The 15,745-nt window shown below is 64.8% G+C and carries 16 protein-coding genes and 1 riboswitch; of the genes, 6 read left to right on the top strand and 10 right to left on the bottom strand.

Translation table 11 applies throughout. The features are described from left to right. Positions 1 to 7 precede the first annotated feature (7 nt). From FNB15_RS09085 to FNB15_RS09075, 3 genes are all read right to left on the bottom strand, one after another. Positions 8 to 1,114 (bottom strand): TRAP transporter substrate-binding protein, encoded by a 1,107-nt coding sequence (locus tag FNB15_RS09085; protein WP_144068388.1) that lies wholly within the window; start codon positions 1,112 to 1,114, stop codon positions 8 to 10. 243 nt (positions 1,115 to 1,357) lie between these two features. Then, entirely contained in the window at positions 1,358 to 2,044 is a 687-nt protein-coding gene (locus FNB15_RS09080) for a GntR family transcriptional regulator (protein ID WP_144068387.1), read from the bottom strand. A gap of 133 nt (positions 2,045 to 2,177) precedes the next feature. Beyond that, positions 2,178 to 2,684, bottom strand: coding sequence for a GNAT family N-acetyltransferase (locus FNB15_RS09075; protein WP_144068386.1), 507 nt, complete (start codon positions 2,682 to 2,684; stop codon positions 2,178 to 2,180). 109 nt (positions 2,685 to 2,793) lie between these two features. Between FNB15_RS09075 and FNB15_RS09070 the strand changes: the two genes are divergently transcribed. Beyond that, entirely contained in the window at positions 2,794 to 3,567 is a 774-nt protein-coding gene (locus FNB15_RS09070) for a COG3650 family protein (protein WP_144068385.1), read from the top strand. Positions 3,568 to 3,609: 42 nt separating this feature from the next. Continuing rightward, on the top strand, positions 3,610 to 4,320 hold the full coding sequence (locus FNB15_RS09065; protein ID WP_144068384.1) for an RluA family pseudouridine synthase: 711 nt from the start codon (positions 3,610 to 3,612) through the stop codon (positions 4,318 to 4,320). Here the strand turns inward: FNB15_RS09065 and FNB15_RS09060 are convergent. From FNB15_RS09060 to FNB15_RS09050, 3 genes are read right to left on the bottom strand one after another with little or no spacing between them, the layout of a single operon-like run. Beyond that, complete coding sequence (locus FNB15_RS09060; protein ID WP_185973788.1) at positions 4,298 to 4,432, bottom strand: DUF2474 domain-containing protein; 135 nt, start codon at positions 4,430 to 4,432, stop codon at positions 4,298 to 4,300. The two genes, FNB15_RS09065 and FNB15_RS09060, sit on opposite strands and share 23 nt — an antisense overlap. After that, positions 4,416 to 5,423 carry a cytochrome d ubiquinol oxidase subunit II gene (gene cydB, locus FNB15_RS09055; RefSeq protein ID WP_144068383.1) on the bottom strand — a complete coding sequence of 336 codons (1,008 nt, stop codon included), beginning with the start codon at positions 5,421 to 5,423 and terminating at the stop codon, positions 4,416 to 4,418. Before cydB ends, FNB15_RS09060 begins: the two co-directional genes overlap by 17 nt. A 4-nt stretch (positions 5,424 to 5,427) precedes the next feature. After that, positions 5,428 to 6,831, bottom strand: a complete 1,404-nt coding sequence (locus tag FNB15_RS09050; protein WP_144068382.1) for a cytochrome ubiquinol oxidase subunit I — start codon at positions 6,829 to 6,831, stop codon at positions 5,428 to 5,430. Between the two features lie 251 nt (positions 6,832 to 7,082). On the opposite strand from FNB15_RS09050, the gene FNB15_RS09045 reads away from it, so the two are divergent. The 4 genes from FNB15_RS09045 to FNB15_RS09030 all read left to right on the top strand — a co-directional run bounded on the left by FNB15_RS09045 (position 7,083) and on the right by FNB15_RS09030 (position 11,531). Next, positions 7,083 to 8,522, top strand: a complete 1,440-nt coding sequence (locus tag FNB15_RS09045) for a DHA2 family efflux MFS transporter permease subunit (RefSeq protein WP_144068381.1) — start codon at positions 7,083 to 7,085, stop codon at positions 8,520 to 8,522. Between the two features lie 2 nt (positions 8,523 to 8,524). Continuing rightward, on the top strand, positions 8,525 to 9,331 hold the full coding sequence (locus FNB15_RS09040; RefSeq protein ID WP_144068380.1) for a hypothetical protein: 807 nt from the start codon (positions 8,525 to 8,527) through the stop codon (positions 9,329 to 9,331). 93 nt (positions 9,332 to 9,424) lie between these two features. Beyond that, a complete protein-coding gene (locus tag FNB15_RS09035; RefSeq protein WP_144068379.1) occupies positions 9,425 to 10,579 on the top strand; it encodes an aminotransferase in 1,155 nt (384 codons plus the stop codon). Between the two features lie 10 nt (positions 10,580 to 10,589). After that, positions 10,590 to 11,531 (top strand): hypothetical protein, encoded by a 942-nt coding sequence (locus FNB15_RS09030; protein WP_144068378.1) that lies wholly within the window; start codon positions 10,590 to 10,592, stop codon positions 11,529 to 11,531. A 65-nt stretch (positions 11,532 to 11,596) separates the two neighbouring features. Here the strand turns inward: FNB15_RS09030 and FNB15_RS09025 are convergent, their stop codons facing one another. The 4 genes from FNB15_RS09025 to FNB15_RS09010 all read right to left on the bottom strand — a co-directional run bounded on the left by FNB15_RS09025 (position 11,597) and on the right by FNB15_RS09010 (position 15,736). After that, positions 11,597 to 12,106, bottom strand: coding sequence for a 6,7-dimethyl-8-ribityllumazine synthase (locus FNB15_RS09025; RefSeq protein ID WP_144068377.1), 510 nt, complete (start codon positions 12,104 to 12,106; stop codon positions 11,597 to 11,599). 92 nt (positions 12,107 to 12,198) lie between these two features. Further along, a riboswitch (FMN riboswitch) is annotated at positions 12,199 to 12,355 on the bottom strand. Positions 12,356 to 12,457: 102 nt separating this feature from the next. After that, positions 12,458 to 13,570 (bottom strand): NADH:flavin oxidoreductase/NADH oxidase, encoded by a 1,113-nt coding sequence (locus FNB15_RS09020; protein ID WP_144068376.1) that lies wholly within the window; start codon positions 13,568 to 13,570, stop codon positions 12,458 to 12,460. Positions 13,571 to 13,673: 103 nt separating this feature from the next. Continuing rightward, positions 13,674 to 14,297 carry a TIGR02466 family protein gene (locus FNB15_RS09015; protein WP_144068375.1) on the bottom strand — a complete coding sequence of 208 codons (624 nt, stop codon included), beginning with the start codon at positions 14,295 to 14,297 and terminating at the stop codon, positions 13,674 to 13,676. Beyond that, complete coding sequence (locus FNB15_RS09010) at positions 14,297 to 15,736, bottom strand: glutamine synthetase family protein (protein WP_221932780.1); 1,440 nt, start codon at positions 15,734 to 15,736, stop codon at positions 14,297 to 14,299. Before FNB15_RS09010 ends, FNB15_RS09015 begins: the two co-directional genes overlap by 1 nt. Positions 15,737 to 15,745 lie beyond the last annotated feature (9 nt).

The following is a 15,745-nucleotide window of genomic DNA, read 5'->3' as shown; positions in this document are numbered from 1 at the left end:
ACGGTGATTACGCCTTGCTGAGCTGACCGCGGATCTGGCTCTGGTAGACCGATTCCGAAACGCCGGCCCATTTGTCGTGGTTGGCTTTGAAGGCGAGGAAAGCGTCATGCACCTTCTTCATCGCCGGATCCTTGGCGGCGCCGTCGTTCAGCACCACTTCGGTGGCTTCCTTCAGCTTGGCGACGATCTGCGGCGGCAGCGGCTGCGCCGTCACGCCCTGGTTCTTGACCAGATCGTCCAGCGCCTCGGCATTGGTGGCTTCGCACCAGGTATGGCTGATCGTGTTGCAGGCGGCGGCCGCGGCACGAACGATTTCCTGCAGGTCGGGCGGCAGCGACTCCCAGGCCTTCTTGTTGACGATCAGCTCGGTGACGTTGGAGGGCTCGTGCCAGCCGGTGGTGTAGTAGAACTTCGCCGCCTTGTGCAGACCGAGGCGACGGTCCTGGTAGGGGCCGACGAATTCGGCCGCATCGATCACGCCGCGTTCCAGTGCCGGGAAGATTTCACCGCCGGGCAGCAGCTTCACATCGACGCCGAGCGTGGCGTAGACCTTGCCGGCCAGGCCGGGGATACGCATCTTCAGGCCCTTGTAATCGTCCAGGCCGGTGATCGGCTTGCGGTACCAGCCGGTCATCTGCACGCCGGTATTGCCCATCGCCATCGGCACCAGGTCGAAGGGCGCATACAGCTCATCCCACAGCTTCTGACCGCCGCCGTGATAAATCCAGGCGGTCATGCCCTGGAAATTCAGGCCGAAGGGCACGGTGGTGAAATACTGCGCCGCGGGAATCTTGCCGGCCCAGAAGTAACTGTTGGCCGCATTCATCTCGACGATGCCCTTTGACACGGCGTCGAAGCCTTCCAGCGCCGGGATCAGCTCGCCGGCGGCGAAATGCTGGATGGTCAGGCGACCGCCCGACATCTTCTTCACCATCTCGCAGAAATCGGTCGGGCTGCCGGGGCCGGCCACATAGAAGGGCGAACCCGGACCATAGGCATTGGTCATCTTCCACTGGAAGGTCTTGGCCTGCGCGGTGGCGATATTCGGTTTGGCGAAGGTGGCAGCGGCAGCGCCGCCGAGCAGACCAGCCTTGACGAAGAAACGACGTTTCATGGCAACCCCCATAGGTCCGAGTGACACCGCGTGACGCTGGCGCGCTTCGCGGCAAAAGACCTGTTGGTGTATGCAATCGATATGCCACCGCGTATACATTGCGCGGAAATTGGTACGCCGTTGTTTTTACGCCTGCCCGCAGCCTGCGCACGGACCAATCCGGCAACAGCACGCAATAGGTTCCGGCAGCGCGCTGCTGCTTATCTCGGCAGATGCACGGAATGCTGCGTCCTGCGCGATGATTCAGAGGTGATTGAGGCCGTGATGTTCCAGCAGGTCGATCAGCAGCCGGGCCGCGCGCAGGCGATGCGTGCGGATCAGCCGGGTGGCGGCCTCGGCATCGCGCCGCCGCAACGCCGCGACCACGGCGGCATGGTCGTCATTCGAGGTCGTCGGCTTGGGCCGCAGCTGCAGCGTGGCCATGCGGGCGCGATGCGACTGCTCGCGGATGGTTTCCACCATCACGATCAGCCGCTGGTTCCCCGACATCTCGACCAGCCGGCGATGGAAACGCGCATCGCCTTCGGCCCAGACCGTGCGGTCATCCAGCGCCAACGCCTCGGTCATGTCAGCCAGCAGCCGGTCGAGCTCGGCATTCTCCTGCGGCTGCAGCCCGCGCCGCGCGATGATGTCGACGGCGGTGGCTTCCAGTCCGGCCAGCAGATCGTAAATATCGCGCAGGTCGGCAATCGCGATGGGGAGCACGCGCATGCCATGGCGCGGCCGCACTTCCACCATACCCTCCTGCGCCAGCCGGATCAGCGCCTCGCGCACCGGCGTGCGGCTCATGCCGAGCCACTCGGCAGCCTGCTGTTCCAGCGCCTGGGTGCCCGGCGGCAATTCATTGTCGAGAATGCGGCGCTTCAGTTCGTCATAGGCGCGGCGCGTCTGCGAACGCCGCACACCACCATCCATCACAGCCGTGTTCATGGCTTTGGCAATCCGTAACTGTTTCCCCCGAATGCGGCGCCGCCCTTATCCGGATGGTCGCCGCATCGGGGCAGGATAGCGGAAGCACCGCGCCGCCGGGTGCAAAATCTGCGTAAACCTTTGGTGGAAGCTGTCAGCGGGCCGGGCGCGTCATATAGACGACCGGCAGCTCGGCGCCGCCGGCCGGCATCAGCCCCTCGGCTTCCGCGCGATATCCCATTTTCAGGTACAGCGGCACGGCATTGATATTGGCCCGCACATAGAGCTGCGGATAACCGGCGGCGGCTGCAGCCTGTTCGGCCGCCTGCACCAGCGCGGTGGCCAGGCCGCGCCGCGCCCAGCCGGGATGCACGAAGACCTTGCGGATGCGGGCCGTGTTCGGCCGCTCGGGCATCGGCAGCCAGCCGGCGGTGGCGATCAGGCTGCCCGCCTGATCGCGGGCGAGGATCAGGTTGGAGCGCGCCACATCCACCGCATAGTCGTCGGCTGCGATCAGCGCCTCATGCGCCGCGATCTGCGCTGCATCGTGATGGCTGGCGGCCAGCTGGCGGAAGGCCAGGGCATGCAACGCCCGCACCGCGGGCAGGTCAGCGGAGGTATAGGCCTGCAGGCTGACGGCATCGGGTAAAGATATGGCCATGGTCGTTCGGGACTCTTTCGGGAACCGGGCATGGAAAACTGCGTTTTTCCCTATAGCCCGCCATTGGTGTCACAGACGTGACACCGCGATGCTTTGTCTGGATGCCTGTATGAAACGTGTAATCTTGATCTTCGCCGCCCTCACCACGCTCGCCGCCTGTTCGGGCGGGACGGACAGCCGTCCGCATGACGGCATCGTGCTGACCAAACAGAGCAAGGAAGCGCCTGACTGGGGCCGCCACCTGCCGGATGTCTGGGGCGGGCTGCAGGCCTGTCTCGCGGCGCATCCGGTCCAGCCGGCCTATGCCACCCATGTGACCTTGCAGAATCACGGCATGATGCAGGTGCGCCTGCGCGGCGCCGACCGCAGCCTGTATGAATGCAGCACCGGTACGACCGGCAGCCCGGCGCCGCAGATTGCGGTCACGGAACGTCAGCGCGTGGCTGGCCCAGCTTTCACGCCGGCCAGCATGCCAGAGCCCTATATGCGCTGCGGCACGCCCGAGCCGGTGCTGAGCGGCACCGGCCGGTTGCTCGGCTGGCTCACCTATTTCAATCCCGATTGCCCGCCGCGCAGCGTGGCCGCCGAAAGCGGCTGGCGCGGTTTTGGCAATGAACCCTACTGGAGCCTGCGGATCAGCGGCAATGACGTGGTGTTCGACCGGCTGGGCGAACTGCCGCAGAATTACAGCGCGAAGCGGCCGGTCAGCGAGGGTAACCGCCAGACCTGGTCGCTCAACAACGACGGCTCGCAGCTGCAGGTCAGCATCACCGAAGCCGCCTGCGGCGACAGTATGAGGCGCAGCTATCCCTATACGGCGGAACTGCGCTTTGAGGGCCGCACCTATCGTGGCTGCGCCGAGAAGACCGCCGCCATTCCGTAAGCAAGCCTTGACCGGCGCCCACATCTGCGTCACCCCTGCGGCATGAATGCCGCCGAACTGGAAAAACGCCTGCTGTATCGCGACGGGCTGATGCTGGTGGTCGACAAGCCGCCCGGCCTGCCGGTGCATGCCGGCCCCGGCGGCGGCGACAATCTGGAACGCCACCTGAACTGGCTGCGCTTCGGCCTGCCCAAGCCGCCATCGCTGGCGCACCGGCTGGATCGCGACACGTCGGGTTGCCTGGTACTGGGCCGGCATCCGAAAGCGTTGCGCAAGCTGGGCAAGCTGTTCCAGGACGGCAAGGTCGACAAGACCTACTGGGCGGTGACGCGTCATGCGCCGGCCGAGGCACAAGGCCGCGTCGATGCGCCGCTGAAAAAGCTGAGCACCAAAAGCGGCGGCTGGCATATGGCGATTGCCGAGGACGGCCAGCATGCCGTCACCGACTGGCGTGTGCTGGGCACATCTCCTGACGGACTCTGCTGGATCGAATGCCATCCGCGCACCGGCCGCACGCACCAGATCCGTGTGCATCTGGCATCCCTGGGCGCGCCCTTGCTGGGCGATGCGCAATACGGCGATGCCGCGCTGGAAAAGCCGCTGACCCTGCATCTGCAGAGTCATGCGATCACGCTGCCGCTCTATCCCTCACGCGAGCCAATTACAGTGAGCGCCGAGCCGCCGCCGCATATGCAGGTGGCACTGACCGCCTGCGGCTGGGTCAAGGCGGCTACGGTTTCAGCACCAGCTTGATCGCATAGCCGACCACGCCGAGCGCCGCGACGCTGCCGGCCCACAGCGCGACAAACCATAAAAGTCGCTGCCAGATCGGCTTCTGCGCTTCGCTGTCAGTGATAATGGGCATCGGGATCGACCTTGCCGCGGAACACGTAATAGGAATAGGCGGTATAGGCGAGGATGATCGGCAGCAGGATCACCGCACCGACCAGCAGGAAGCCGAGCGAGACATCTGGTGCCGCCGCGTCGTAGAAGGTGAGCGAAGGCGGCACCATCAACGGCCAGAAGCTGATCCCCAGACCGATATACGACAGCACGAACAGCGCCAGCGCCGAGAGGAAAGGCTGCAGCGGCCGCTTGTAATCATGCAGCCCGCGCCACAGCGATCCGGCCGCCAGCAGTACCAGCAGCGGCATCGGCGCGGTCAGCAGGATATTCGGCCAGGTGAACCAGCGCTGCAGGAACTGCTCACCCAGGAATGGCGTCCACAGGCTGACCAGGCCAATCAGCAGCACGAGGCCGACGCTGAGCTTGCGGCCAAGATCGTAGCAGCGATTCTGGATCTCGCCCTCGGTCTTGATCACCAGCCAGCAGGCGCCGAGCAGTGCGTAACCCACCACCAGCGAGAGCCCCGTGAGGAGGCTGAACGGTGTCAGCCAGTCCCACCAGCCGCCAGCATAGGCCCGGTTCGCCACCTTGATGCCCTGGATCAGGCCGCCAAGCGCGATCCCCTGCATAAACGTGGCAAGCAGCGAGCCGAGCGTGAAGCTCCAGTCCCACACCCGTTTCCAGCGCACGGTGCGCCAGCGGAATTCAAAGGCGACGCCGCGGAAGACCAGCCCAAGCAGCATCACGGTCAGCGGGGCATAGAGCGCCGGCAGGATGGTGGCGTAGGCGAGCGGGAAGGCGGCGAGCAATCCGCCGCCGCCCAGCACCAGCCAGGTCTCGTTGCCGTCCCAGACGGGGGCTACCGAATTCATCAGCACGTCGCGCTCGCGTTCTTTCTTGAACAGCGGGAACAGGATGCCAATGCCGAGATCGAAACCGTCCAGCACCACATAGGCCAGCACCGCAAAGGCGATCAGGCCGGCCCAGATCAGCGGAAGATCGAGTGTCATGGCCCTACTCCCCTTTCGCGATTTGCTGAGCCGGACCAGGCATGATGCCGGCGGCCCGCATCGGCGTTTCAGGTTCGGCCTTGCCGATGGCGCCGGGCGTCTTGGCCATCAGGCGCAGCAGGTAGAAGATGCCGGCGCCAAACACGATGAAGTAGACGATGATGAAGGCGATCAGCGAGGTCGCCACACCGGGCAGGCCGATCGGCGAGACGGAGTCGGCCGTGCGCAGCAGGCCATAGATTGTATAAGGCTGGCGGCCGACCTCGGTAGTGACCCAGCCGGCCAGCACGGCAACGAAGCCGCTCGGCCCCATCACGAGTGCGGCGCGATGCAGCAGGCTGTTGCTGTAGATGCGGCCGCCGAGGCGCATGACCAGGCTGACCAGTCCGACCAGCGCCATCAGCATGCCCAGCCCCACCATGATGCGGAAGCTCCAGAACACCACCGGGGTCGGCGGCCAGTCTTCGCGCGGGAAGGCCTTCAGCCCCTTCATTTCGCCATCCCAGTCATGCGTCAGGATCAGGCTGCCCAGCTTGGGGATGCCGATGGCGTATTTCGTTTCGCCGGCCTCGTTGTCGGGCAGGCCGAACAGGTAGAGCGGCGCGCCCTTGATGCTTTCCTCGTAATGGCCTTCCATCGCGGCGATCTTGGCCGGCTGGTGCTGCAGCGTGTTCAGGCCGTGCAGGTCGCCGGCAAAGATCTGGATCGGCGCCACGATGGCCGCCATCCACATCGCCATCGAGAACATCACGCGCGCGCCGGCATTGGTCTTGTCGCGCAAAAGATGCCACGCGCCGACTGCGCCAACCACGAAGGCGGTGGTGAGATAGGCCGCCAGCACCATATGCACCAGGCGATAGGGGAAGGACGGATTGAAGATCACGGCGAACCAGTCTTCCGGCACGAACTGGCCGTTCGGCGCGATGGCATAGCCGGCTGGCGTCTGCATCCAGCTGTTCACCGCGAGAATCCAGAAGGCGGAGATGAACGTGCCGAAAGCGACCATGGCGGTGGCGAAGAAATGCAGACCCTTGCCCACACGCTGCATGCCGAACAGCATCACGCCGAGGAAGCCGGCTTCGAGGAAGAAGGCCGACAGCACTTCGTAACCCATGAGCGGACCAATCACGGGCCCGGCCCTGTCGGAAAACACCGCCCAGTTGGTGCCGAACTGGTAGCTCATCACCAGCCCCGACACGACGCCCATGCCGAAGGTGACGGCGAAGATCTTGATCCAGTAGCGAAAGACCTGGATGTAGACCTCGCGTTTGGTCCACAGCCACAGCGCCTCAAGCACCGCCAGATAGCTGGCGAGTCCGATGGTGAAGGCCGGGAAAACGATATGGAACGAGACCGTGAAGGCGAACTGCAGCCTGGCCAGAAAGACGGGATCGAGCAGCGCTTGCATCGGCGGACCTCCGTGCCGGCATGGTAAACCGTTTGCCGGTCGCGCCCAAAGAAAACCGCACCGCTGCGCTGGGGTCAACGCGATGCTGCAGGCGCGAATTGCCACATTGAGGCAAAGCGCCGCAGGGCGTCTGCCGCCCCGTCATGCGAGACTTGCAGCCTTCGCAAGGCTATAACCGCCGGCAAGGCACTATAGTGCCGCCCAAGCTGCCGCCGCCCCGCCCCTCCGGTTTTCCAGTTCCGCCCACCGCCATGCTGATTCCCCTGATCGTTGCCTGCGCGCTGTTCATGGAGAATATCGACTCCAGCGTGCTGGCCACCGCGCTGCCCAGCATTGCCGCCTCCTTGGGCGAGAGCCCGCTCAAGCTCAACCTCGCGATCACCTCCTATCTGTTCAGCCTGGCGGTGTTCATCCCGGTCAGCGGATGGGTCGCCGACCGTTTCGGCGCGCGCACCGTGTTCCGCACCGCCATCATCATCTTCACTATCGGCTCATTGCTCTGCGGTCTGGCCGACAGTTTCTGGACCCTGGTCGGCGCGCGCGTACTGCAGGGCTTCGGCGGCGCGCTGATGGTACCGGTGGGCCGCATGGTGATTCTGCGTTCGACCCCCAAATCCGAATTGCTGCGCGCGATGACCTGGCTCACCGTGCCTGCGATGATCGGCCCCGTGATAGGTCCGCCGCTGGGCGGTTTCCTGACCACCTACCTGTCGTGGCGCTGGATCTTCTGGATCAACCTGCCGATCGGCCTGCTCGGCATTGTGCTGGTGTCGCTCTATATCCCGAATATCCGCGAAGAGAAGGCACCACCGCTCGACTGGCGTGGATTCCTGATGTCGGCCTTCGGCCTCTGCGGCCTGGTCTTCGGCTTCGAGACTATCGGCCGCGGGCTGCTTCCAGATGCTGCCGTCGCCGGCCTGCTGGTGGTCGGCGCCATCGGCATCGGACTTTACCTGCGCCATGCCAGACGGCATCCGCATCCGCTGATCGATCTGTCGCTCCTGAAAGTGCCGACCTTCCGCGCCGGCATGGCTGGCGCCTTCCTGTTCCGCATCGGCGTCGGCGCCATGCCCTTCCTGCTGCCGCTGATGCTGCAACTCGGCTTCGGCCTCTCGGCATTCGAGTCCGGCATGATCACCTTCGTCTCGGCGGCCGGCGCGATGACCATGAAAGTGACCGCCGGCCCGATCCTGCGCCATCTCGGCTTCCGACGCGTGCTGATCGCCAATGCGCTGATCAGCGGCGGCTTCATCGCGGTCTGCGGCCTGTTCCGGCCCGATCTGTCGCATGCCCTGATCATGGGCCTCCTGCTGATGGGCGGGTTCTTCCGCTCACTGCAGTTCACCAGTACCAACACGCTGACCATCTCGGATATCCCGAATAACCAGATGAGCCGCGCCACCAGCTTCACCTCGATGATGCAGCAACTGTCGCTGTCGGCCGGCGTGGCGGTCGGCGCCATGGTGCTGCATGCCACCGTCAGCTATGGCGGCGGCGTCGACCAGATCCGCGCCGACAGTTTCATGCCGGCCTTCTTCACCGTCGGTGCCATCGCGACCCTGTCGGTCTTCGTTTTCCTGCGACTGCCGAAAGATGCCGGTGCCGAAGTCAGCGGCCATCGCCTGGTGGCGCCGACCCAGCGCCTGAGCCAGGGCACACCGCCGCGCCCGGGCGACACCGGGCCCCGCTGACCATGGATGCAACCGCCTTCGCAATTCTCGCCGTGGCGGCGCGCGGCATCGCCGCTGCCGGCTTCGTCGGCGGCGTGGTGGCGCTGATGGAACGCGCCTCGCCCTTCATCGGCGGGATCGTGCTGGCCTTGCCGATCGTCACCGCGCCGGCTTACGTCTTCATCATCCTGCACCAGGATGCCGGCTTCGTGGCGCAGGCCGCTCTCGGCAGCCTTGCCACCGTCGGGTCGGTGCTGCTCTTCCTGGTCACCGCCATCGCGCTGGTCGGCCGCCTGCCGATGGCGGTCGTGCTGGCGGGCGCACTCGGCGCCTGGCTCGCGACAGGCTTGATCATCCGCGCCCTGCCCGCCGCGCTGCCGGTCTCCTTCGGCGTGATCGCCGTCGCCGGCCTGATCGCGTGGTGGAGCGGCCGGCGCGTGCCGATGACGGCACCTGCGGCAAGCGGACGTTCGCCGCTTTACGAGATTGCGCTGCGCGGCTGCGCCGCCGGTATACTGGTTGCGGTCGTGAGTGGCCTGGCGCATCTGCTGGGGCCGACGGTGGCCGGCATCTTTGCCTCCTTCCCGGTGGCGCTGATGACGGTCTGCTGGTTCCTGCCACGCCGGTTGGAAAGCGCGGGCATCCGCGCAGCGCTCCGCGCGGCCCAGATCGGCATGGCGAGCCACATCCCCTTCTTCACGGCCATCGCCCTGCTCGGCCCCAAGCTCGGGACCTGGCCGGCTTTCACCCTGGGCGTGGTCGGTTCGCTCGGCATCGCGGTGGCGCTGGGTGTCCTGCGCCGCCGCCACCTGCGGAGCGCGGCCCGTTAACAATCCGGCCCTGTTGCCTTCGCGGCCATCATGCTACATGAGCGACGCGCACAGGACTGCGCAATTCACGCGATTTCATTGGACTTTCTGGCTATGAACCCGATCTTCGCCGACGCGCCGACCACTATCTTTGAAACCATGTCGCGGCTGGCCATGCAGCATGACGCGATCAACCTGGGCCAGGGCTTCCCCGACGATCCCGGCCCCGAGGATGTACGCGCCAAGGCCGCCGCCGCCCTGCTGTCGGGCTGGAACCAGTATCCGCCGATGATGGGGATTCCAGACCTGCGCCAGGCGGTGGCGACACATTACAAGCGCTTCCACAAGCTCGACCTCGACTGGCAGAGCGAAGTGATGATCACCTCGGGCGCCACCGAAGCGCTGGCCGACAGCCTGCTCGCCATCCTGCAGCCGGGCGACGAGGTCGTGCTGTTCCAGCCGATGTATGATGCCTATCTGCCACTGGTGAAACGCGCCGGCGGCGTGCCGAAATTCGTCACGCTCCGCCCGCCGCACTGGCGCATCGACGAGGCCGCCCTGCAGGCCGCCTTCTCGCCCAAGACCAAGGCCGTCATCTTCAACAACCCGCTCAATCCCACCGCCAGCGTATTTCCGCGCGAAGACCTCGAACTGCTGGGCCGTTATCTGGTGAAATACGACGCCATCGCGATCTGCGACGAGGTCTGGGAACATGTGCTGTTCGACGGGCTGTCGCACACGCCGCTGATTTCGTTGCCCGGTTTGCGCGAACGCTGCATCAAGATCGGCTCGGCCGGCAAGATCTTCTCGCTGACCGGCTGGAAGGTCGGCTTTGTCTGCGCGGCACCTGCGATCATGAAGGTGCTGGCCAAGGCACATCAATATGTCACCTTCACCACGCCGCCGAACCTGCAGGCCGCCGTCGCCTATGGCCTCGACAAGGACGACGCGTATTTCACCGGCATGCGCCAGACCCTGCAGACCGCGCGCGACCGTTTCGCCAAAGGCCTGACCGAAGCCGGGCTGACCGTGCTGCCGAGCCAGGCGACCTATTTCCTCAATGTCGATCTCTCGCCCATTTCGAATGACGTCGATGACGCCGCCTTCTGCCAGAATATGGTGGAACAGGCCAAGGTGGCGGCAATTCCGGTCAGCGCCTTCTATTCGGAAGACCAGGTGAAGACCGTGATCCGCTTCTGCTTCGCCAAGACCTACGACAAGCTGGACGGCGCGATCGAACGCATCGCCGCCCATATCAAGCGCGGCTGACCGCCACAGAATGCGCGCTTACTTGAATTCCAGGCTGCAGACCAGCCTGAGGGTGTTCTGGCAGCTGATCAAGATCATGGTGCCGGTGATGCTGGCGGTGAAGATCGCCGCTGAACTCGGGCTGATCGCAGCATTAGGCCCGCTGCTGGCGCCGATGATGGCGCTGCTCGGCCTGCCGGCCGAAGCCGGCCTCGTACTGGTCGCCGCCTTCACCATCGGCATCTATGGCGGGCTGGGCGCGCTGCCGCTGCTGGCCGATGCCGGTGTCACCGTCGCCCAGCTCTCCATCGTCTGCTCAATGATGCTGTTCTGCCACGCCCTGCCGATGGAGCAGGCCATCGTGCGCAAGGCCGGCGCCAGCTTCTGGTTCACCGCTGGCCTGCGCCTGGTCGCCGCCCTGCTCTATGCGGCGCTGATCGCGGCGATCTGCCGGGCCACCGGCTGGCTGTCCGAACCCGCCGATGCCGGACTGCTGCATCGCATGGCTTCGCCGACCGCGGGCTGGAGCGACTGGCTGGTGTCGTCGCTGATCTCGCTGGCAGCGACATTTGTCATCATCGTGGCGCTGATCCTGCTGCTCGACCTGTTCGAGCGCAGCGGCACCACGCGCCGGTTCACCGCCGCCATCATGCCGCTGCTGCGCCTCTCCGGACTGAGCCGGGATCTCGCGCCGGTCACCACCGTGGGCGTGCTGCTCGGCCTGACCTATGGCGGCGGCCTGATCATCAAGGAAGCGCAGGAAAAGAATTTCGAGCCGAAGATGCGCGTGCTGGCGCTGTGCTGGATCTCGCTCGGCCATTCGCTGATCGAAGACACAGGGCTGATGCTGGCCGTCGGCGCCGACATCTGGGTGATCCTGGTCTTCCGCGTGATACTGATCCTGCTGCTGATCCGCCTGGTCGCGCTGGCGATGGATGCAGTGCCCGCGCTGGTCAAGCGGCTGGCGGTTTAAGAAGCCACCCCGATTGTCATGGCCGGACTTGACCCGGCCATGACACAGTGGCTTAGGCTGCAGAGTTACGCCGCCTTCTGCAGCGCGCCAATATTCTTCAGCGTCGCGGCGCAGGCCACCGCTACCTCCCGGCCCTTGACCTTGAAATGGTCGCGGAAGAACTGGCGATGCTCGTCATGCTCATGGAAGTGATGCGGCGTCAGCACGCAGCTCAGCACCGGCACTTCGGTTTCGAGCTGCACCTGCATCAGGCCGTCGATCACCGCCGACGACACGAAGTCATGGCGGTAGATGCCGCCATTGACCACGAAGCCGGCGGCGACGATGGCATGATAGCGGCCAGTCTTGGCCAGCAGCTTGGCCTGCAGCGGGATTTCAAACACGCCGGGCAGTTCGAAACGCTCGATGCTGCCCTGGCGCAGCCCGGCCTTGGCCATTTCGGGAAGGAACGCTTCCCAGGACTCATCGACGATATCGCGATGCCAGCAGGCCTGGATGAAAGCGACGCGCTTTGCATCCTTGCCTGTCGTGTCGAGACGGATTTCGGGAAAACTGGGTTCTAGGCGCTGATTCATCTGGCATATCCTTTCAGCCATTGAATCAGGGCGCACGGCGCCGACATTGCCGCAGACGCGCGACAGGTCGCACGCCATCAGCATGGTCGGTTAACCGCTCTCTTCCATCCGGACTATGACCGTCGGCTCCGGCATTAAACCGGATCTGCTGGACCCTCATGGCCGAATGAAAGCCGTGAGGCGCTCGCGGGCTCGTGCCTTGCGACACTTACCGCCGGTGGGGACTTTCACCCCGCCCTGAGAACGTGGCCGCCGGACCATCCGGCGACCTGTGTTCAGGAATAGGACGAAGTCGCACAGCCGGCAAGTCCGCGATTGCAGCGATACAAATTCTGCGTGATGGCCGTTACGTCAGCGGGCAGGTTTCAGCACCACCTCGCGCGGCGTATCGACGCCACGCTGGCGACCGCGCAGATACTGCGGCGCGACATGCACCTCGCCGTGCAGCGCATCGGCGGCGCGCCAGGCCCAGTAGGGATCGTTGAGCAGGCCGCGCGCCATCGCCACCAGATCGGCCTTGCCCTCTTTCACGATGGCCTCGGCCTGCACGGGCTCGGTGATCATGCCGACCGCCATCGTCACAATGCCGGTGGCCTTCTTCACCGCTTCGGCGAAATGAACCTGATACCCCGGACCGGTGGTGATCTTCTGCTGCATCGACACGCCGCCGGAACTGACATCGACGAAGTCGGCGCCGCGTTCTTTCAGCTTCGCGGCGAATATGATCGCATCCTCGATGTTTAAGCCTTCGCTGCCCATCCAGTCGCTGCCGGTCATGCGCATGCCGAGCGGTTTATGCGCCGGCCATGTGGAGCGCACAGCCTCAAACACTTCCAACGGAAAACGCATGCGGTTGTCGAGACTGCCGCCATAGCCATCCTGGCGTTTGTTGGAAATCGGCGAGAGGAACTGGTGCATCAGGTAGCCATGCGCGCCATGCAACTCGATCAGATCGACGCCGGCGCGGTCGGCACGCCCGGCAGCCGAGACGAAATCGCGTTTGATTTCGTTCAGGCCCTCGTCATCAAGTTCGGCCGGCGTGTGCCAGCCGGTGTCATGCGGAATCGGGCTGGGCGCGACCGTGGGCCAGGCCAGCGGGCCCTGCAGCGACTGGCCGCCGCGCCAGGGCAGGTCGGCCGACGCCTTGCGCCCGGCATGCGCCAGCTGGATGCCGAACGGCGTCGGGCCGAACTGCTTCACATCGGCGGCAATCTCCGCGAAGGCGGCTTCCTGCACGGCATTGTAGAGGCCGAGGCAGCCCGGCGTGATGCGTGCCTTCGCATTCACATGCGTGGCTTCCGCAATGATCAGGCCAAGGCCGGCAGTGGCGTAGCGGCCGAGATGAATGCGATGCCAGTTGTTCGGTACGCCATCCACGGCACTGTACTGGCACATCGGCGACAGCACGATGCGGTTCGGCAGGGTGACGGAACGCAGTTGCAGAGGTTCGAACAGGGCGGACATGGGGCGGGCATCCCGGGCTTTAGGAAACGACTGCCCGGAAGGATGACGCAGCGACGCCTGCGGTCAAGTCCTGCCAGATTGGTGCGGGTGGTTCAGCCGCCTGTTACGCCGGCGACCAGGCGTAATTGAAGCTGACCGAAATACGCTCCCGCACCGTGAAACTGGGCGGCACTTCATGGCGCAGCCAGCTTTCGAACAGCACCACCTGGCCTGCTTTCGGCTTCACGCTGAAATGCAGGCGTTCGCGCGGGCTGAGGTCGTCGCGTTTCGGCGGCACCGCCATGAGGCGGTCGAGCCGCGGATCCTCGAACTTGATCGGCGCCGCGCCACGCGGCACCTGCACATAGTATGTGCCGCTGATGAAGCTGAGCGGGTGCAGATGCAGGTTATGAGTCACCGCGCCGGCCATCATGTTGACCCAGCAGTCGGTCATGCTGAGCCTGCGTCCGCGCAGATCGTAGCCCAGCGCCAGGGCATAGGCTTTCACCTGCGGATTGAGCGCCTTTTCCAGCGTGGCGAAGACTGACGAAATGCGATGCATCTGGTCGTGGCTGCCGTAGGACGTATAGCCGCCGGGATAATGCCTGGCACTCCAGCGCTGTCCGGTCCTGTCGGCCAGACGCAGGGACTCGCAGACATTGATGATGTCCTGGTTGAACGCGTCCATGCCGCGCTTTTTCAGGGGCGCGACTTCTATGCGGGTGGGAAACAGGCTGAGCAGCGGCATCAGAACAGCTCGAAATATTCGCGATGTTCCCACTCGCTCACTTCGAGCTGGAAGCGGGCGATCTCGGCCTGCTTGATATGCAGGAAGTAATCGACGAAACGGTCGCCAAAACCGGCGCGGTAGCAGGCACTGTCCTTCAAGGCAGCGAGCGCGCCCTCTAAAGAACGAGGGAGCGCCGGTGCCGGTGTCTCGTAAGGTGTATCAGCCGACGGTGGCGGCTCCTTGCCCTTCGCCATGCCGTCCAGGCCTGCGAGCAGTTGCGAGCCCATATAGAGATAGGGATTGGCCGCCGGTTCGCCCAGCCGGTTCTCGATGCGGCTGGACGGATCGTCCTTCGCGCCCAGCACGCGGCACATCACGCCGCGATTGTCGCGGCCCCAGATGGCGCGGTCGGGCGCCAGCGAATACGGCCGATACCGTCGATAGGCATTAATGGTCGGCGCAGCGAAGGCTGCACTTGCCGGCGCATGCTCGAGCAACCCGGCGAGGAAATGCCGGCCGAGTATTGATAGCGGCTGGCCGTCCTCCGTGGGCATGAAGGCATTCTTGCCGGTCTTGCGATCATTGAGCGACTGATGCAGGTGCCAGCCCGACGAGAAAATATTGGGCAGCTTCGGCCGGCACATGAAGGTGACGTGATAGCCATGCCGGCGCGCGATCTGTTTCGCCGCCGAGCGGAACAGGATCATGGTATCGGCCGAGTCCATATTGGTGCCGGGGCGGAAGGTGAATTCGGCCTGGCTCGGGCCGAATTCCACTTCCATCGAGCGCAACGGCAGGCCGAGCGCCTGGATGTCCTTGCGCAGGATTTCATAGACCGCGTCATACTGGTCGTAGCGCAGCTCGGTGAGATAGTTGTAGCCCTGCGTCAGCAGACTGACCTCGGGCGGAGTGCCGGGCTGGCCGGCATCTTCCGGCTTCAGTTTCGGGTCTTCCAGCTTGAAGACATGGAACTCGACTTCCAGGCCGGCGACATAGTCGTAGCCCGCATCGTTCACCTGTTTCAACGCATCGCGATAAAGCTGGCGCGTCGAGAACGGCACCGGGCGGCCATCGGCAAAGTAAAGGTCGCAGAGCAGCCAGCCGGTCTGCGGCGCCCACGGCAGCACCTTGAACGTGGTGGGGTCCGCCACCATCAGCACATCGGCAGCGCCCTGCATCTCCTCCAGGCCGAAACCGCCGCCCTTGGTGAAGACCGGAAACACCGTGCGATGCGAGGTGTCTTTCGCCAGCAGGGTCGTGGTGAAGCCGACACCGCTGCGCATGGCGCCGGCGAGTTCCTCGGCGACGACTGTTTTGCCGCGCAGGATGCCGTGCTGGTCGGCGAAGGAGAAGCGGATCACCGAGAGGCCGCGTTCGGCGACCTCTTTTTCGACAGCCTTGGCCGCCTTCTGCTGCTCGGCCGTCCACAGGCCGTGCCGGTCGACAAATGACTCCACGAAAAATCC

This window comes from Ferrovibrio terrae, from assembly GCF_007197755.1.
GTDB classification, from domain to species: domain Bacteria; phylum Pseudomonadota; class Alphaproteobacteria; order Ferrovibrionales; family Ferrovibrionaceae; genus Ferrovibrio; species Ferrovibrio terrae.
The sequence above is the reverse complement of the archived record's forward strand: the minus strand, read 5'-3'. Positions and strand labels throughout refer to the sequence as shown.

Coding starts and splice junctions, on each gene's coding strand:
- FNB15_RS09075 (WP_144068386.1), bottom strand. CDS start 2,684: ATGGCCATATCTTTACCCGATGCCGTCAGCCTGCAGGCCTATACCTCC.
- FNB15_RS09015 (WP_144068375.1), bottom strand. CDS start 14,297: ATGCCGCTGCTCAGCCTGTTTCCCACCCGCATAGAAGTCGCGCCCCTG.
- FNB15_RS09040 (WP_144068380.1), top strand. CDS start 8,525: ATGGATGCAACCGCCTTCGCAATTCTCGCCGTGGCGGCGCGCGGCATC.
- FNB15_RS09030 (WP_144068378.1), top strand. CDS start 10,590: ATGCGCGCTTACTTGAATTCCAGGCTGCAGACCAGCCTGAGGGTGTTC.
- FNB15_RS09045 (WP_144068381.1), top strand. CDS start 7,083: ATGCTGATTCCCCTGATCGTTGCCTGCGCGCTGTTCATGGAGAATATC.
- cydB (WP_144068383.1), bottom strand. CDS start 5,423: ATGACACTCGATCTTCCGCTGATCTGGGCCGGCCTGATCGCCTTTGCG.
- FNB15_RS09065 (WP_144068384.1), top strand. CDS start 3,610: ATGAATGCCGCCGAACTGGAAAAACGCCTGCTGTATCGCGACGGGCTG.
- FNB15_RS09050 (WP_144068382.1), bottom strand. CDS start 6,831: ATGCAAGCGCTGCTCGATCCCGTCTTTCTGGCCAGGCTGCAGTTCGCC.
- FNB15_RS09035 (WP_144068379.1), top strand. CDS start 9,425: ATGAACCCGATCTTCGCCGACGCGCCGACCACTATCTTTGAAACCATG.
- FNB15_RS09020 (WP_144068376.1), bottom strand. CDS start 13,570: ATGTCCGCCCTGTTCGAACCTCTGCAACTGCGTTCCGTCACCCTGCCG.
- FNB15_RS09025 (WP_144068377.1), bottom strand. CDS start 12,106: ATGAATCAGCGCCTAGAACCCAGTTTTCCCGAAATCCGTCTCGACACG.
- FNB15_RS09060 (WP_185973788.1), bottom strand. CDS start 4,432: ATGCCCATTATCACTGACAGCGAAGCGCAGAAGCCGATCTGGCAGCGA.
- FNB15_RS09085 (WP_144068388.1), bottom strand. CDS start 1,114: ATGAAACGTCGTTTCTTCGTCAAGGCTGGTCTGCTCGGCGGCGCTGCC.
- FNB15_RS09070 (WP_144068385.1), top strand. CDS start 2,794: ATGAAACGTGTAATCTTGATCTTCGCCGCCCTCACCACGCTCGCCGCC.
- FNB15_RS09080 (WP_144068387.1), bottom strand. CDS start 2,044: ATGAACACGGCTGTGATGGATGGTGGTGTGCGGCGTTCGCAGACGCGC.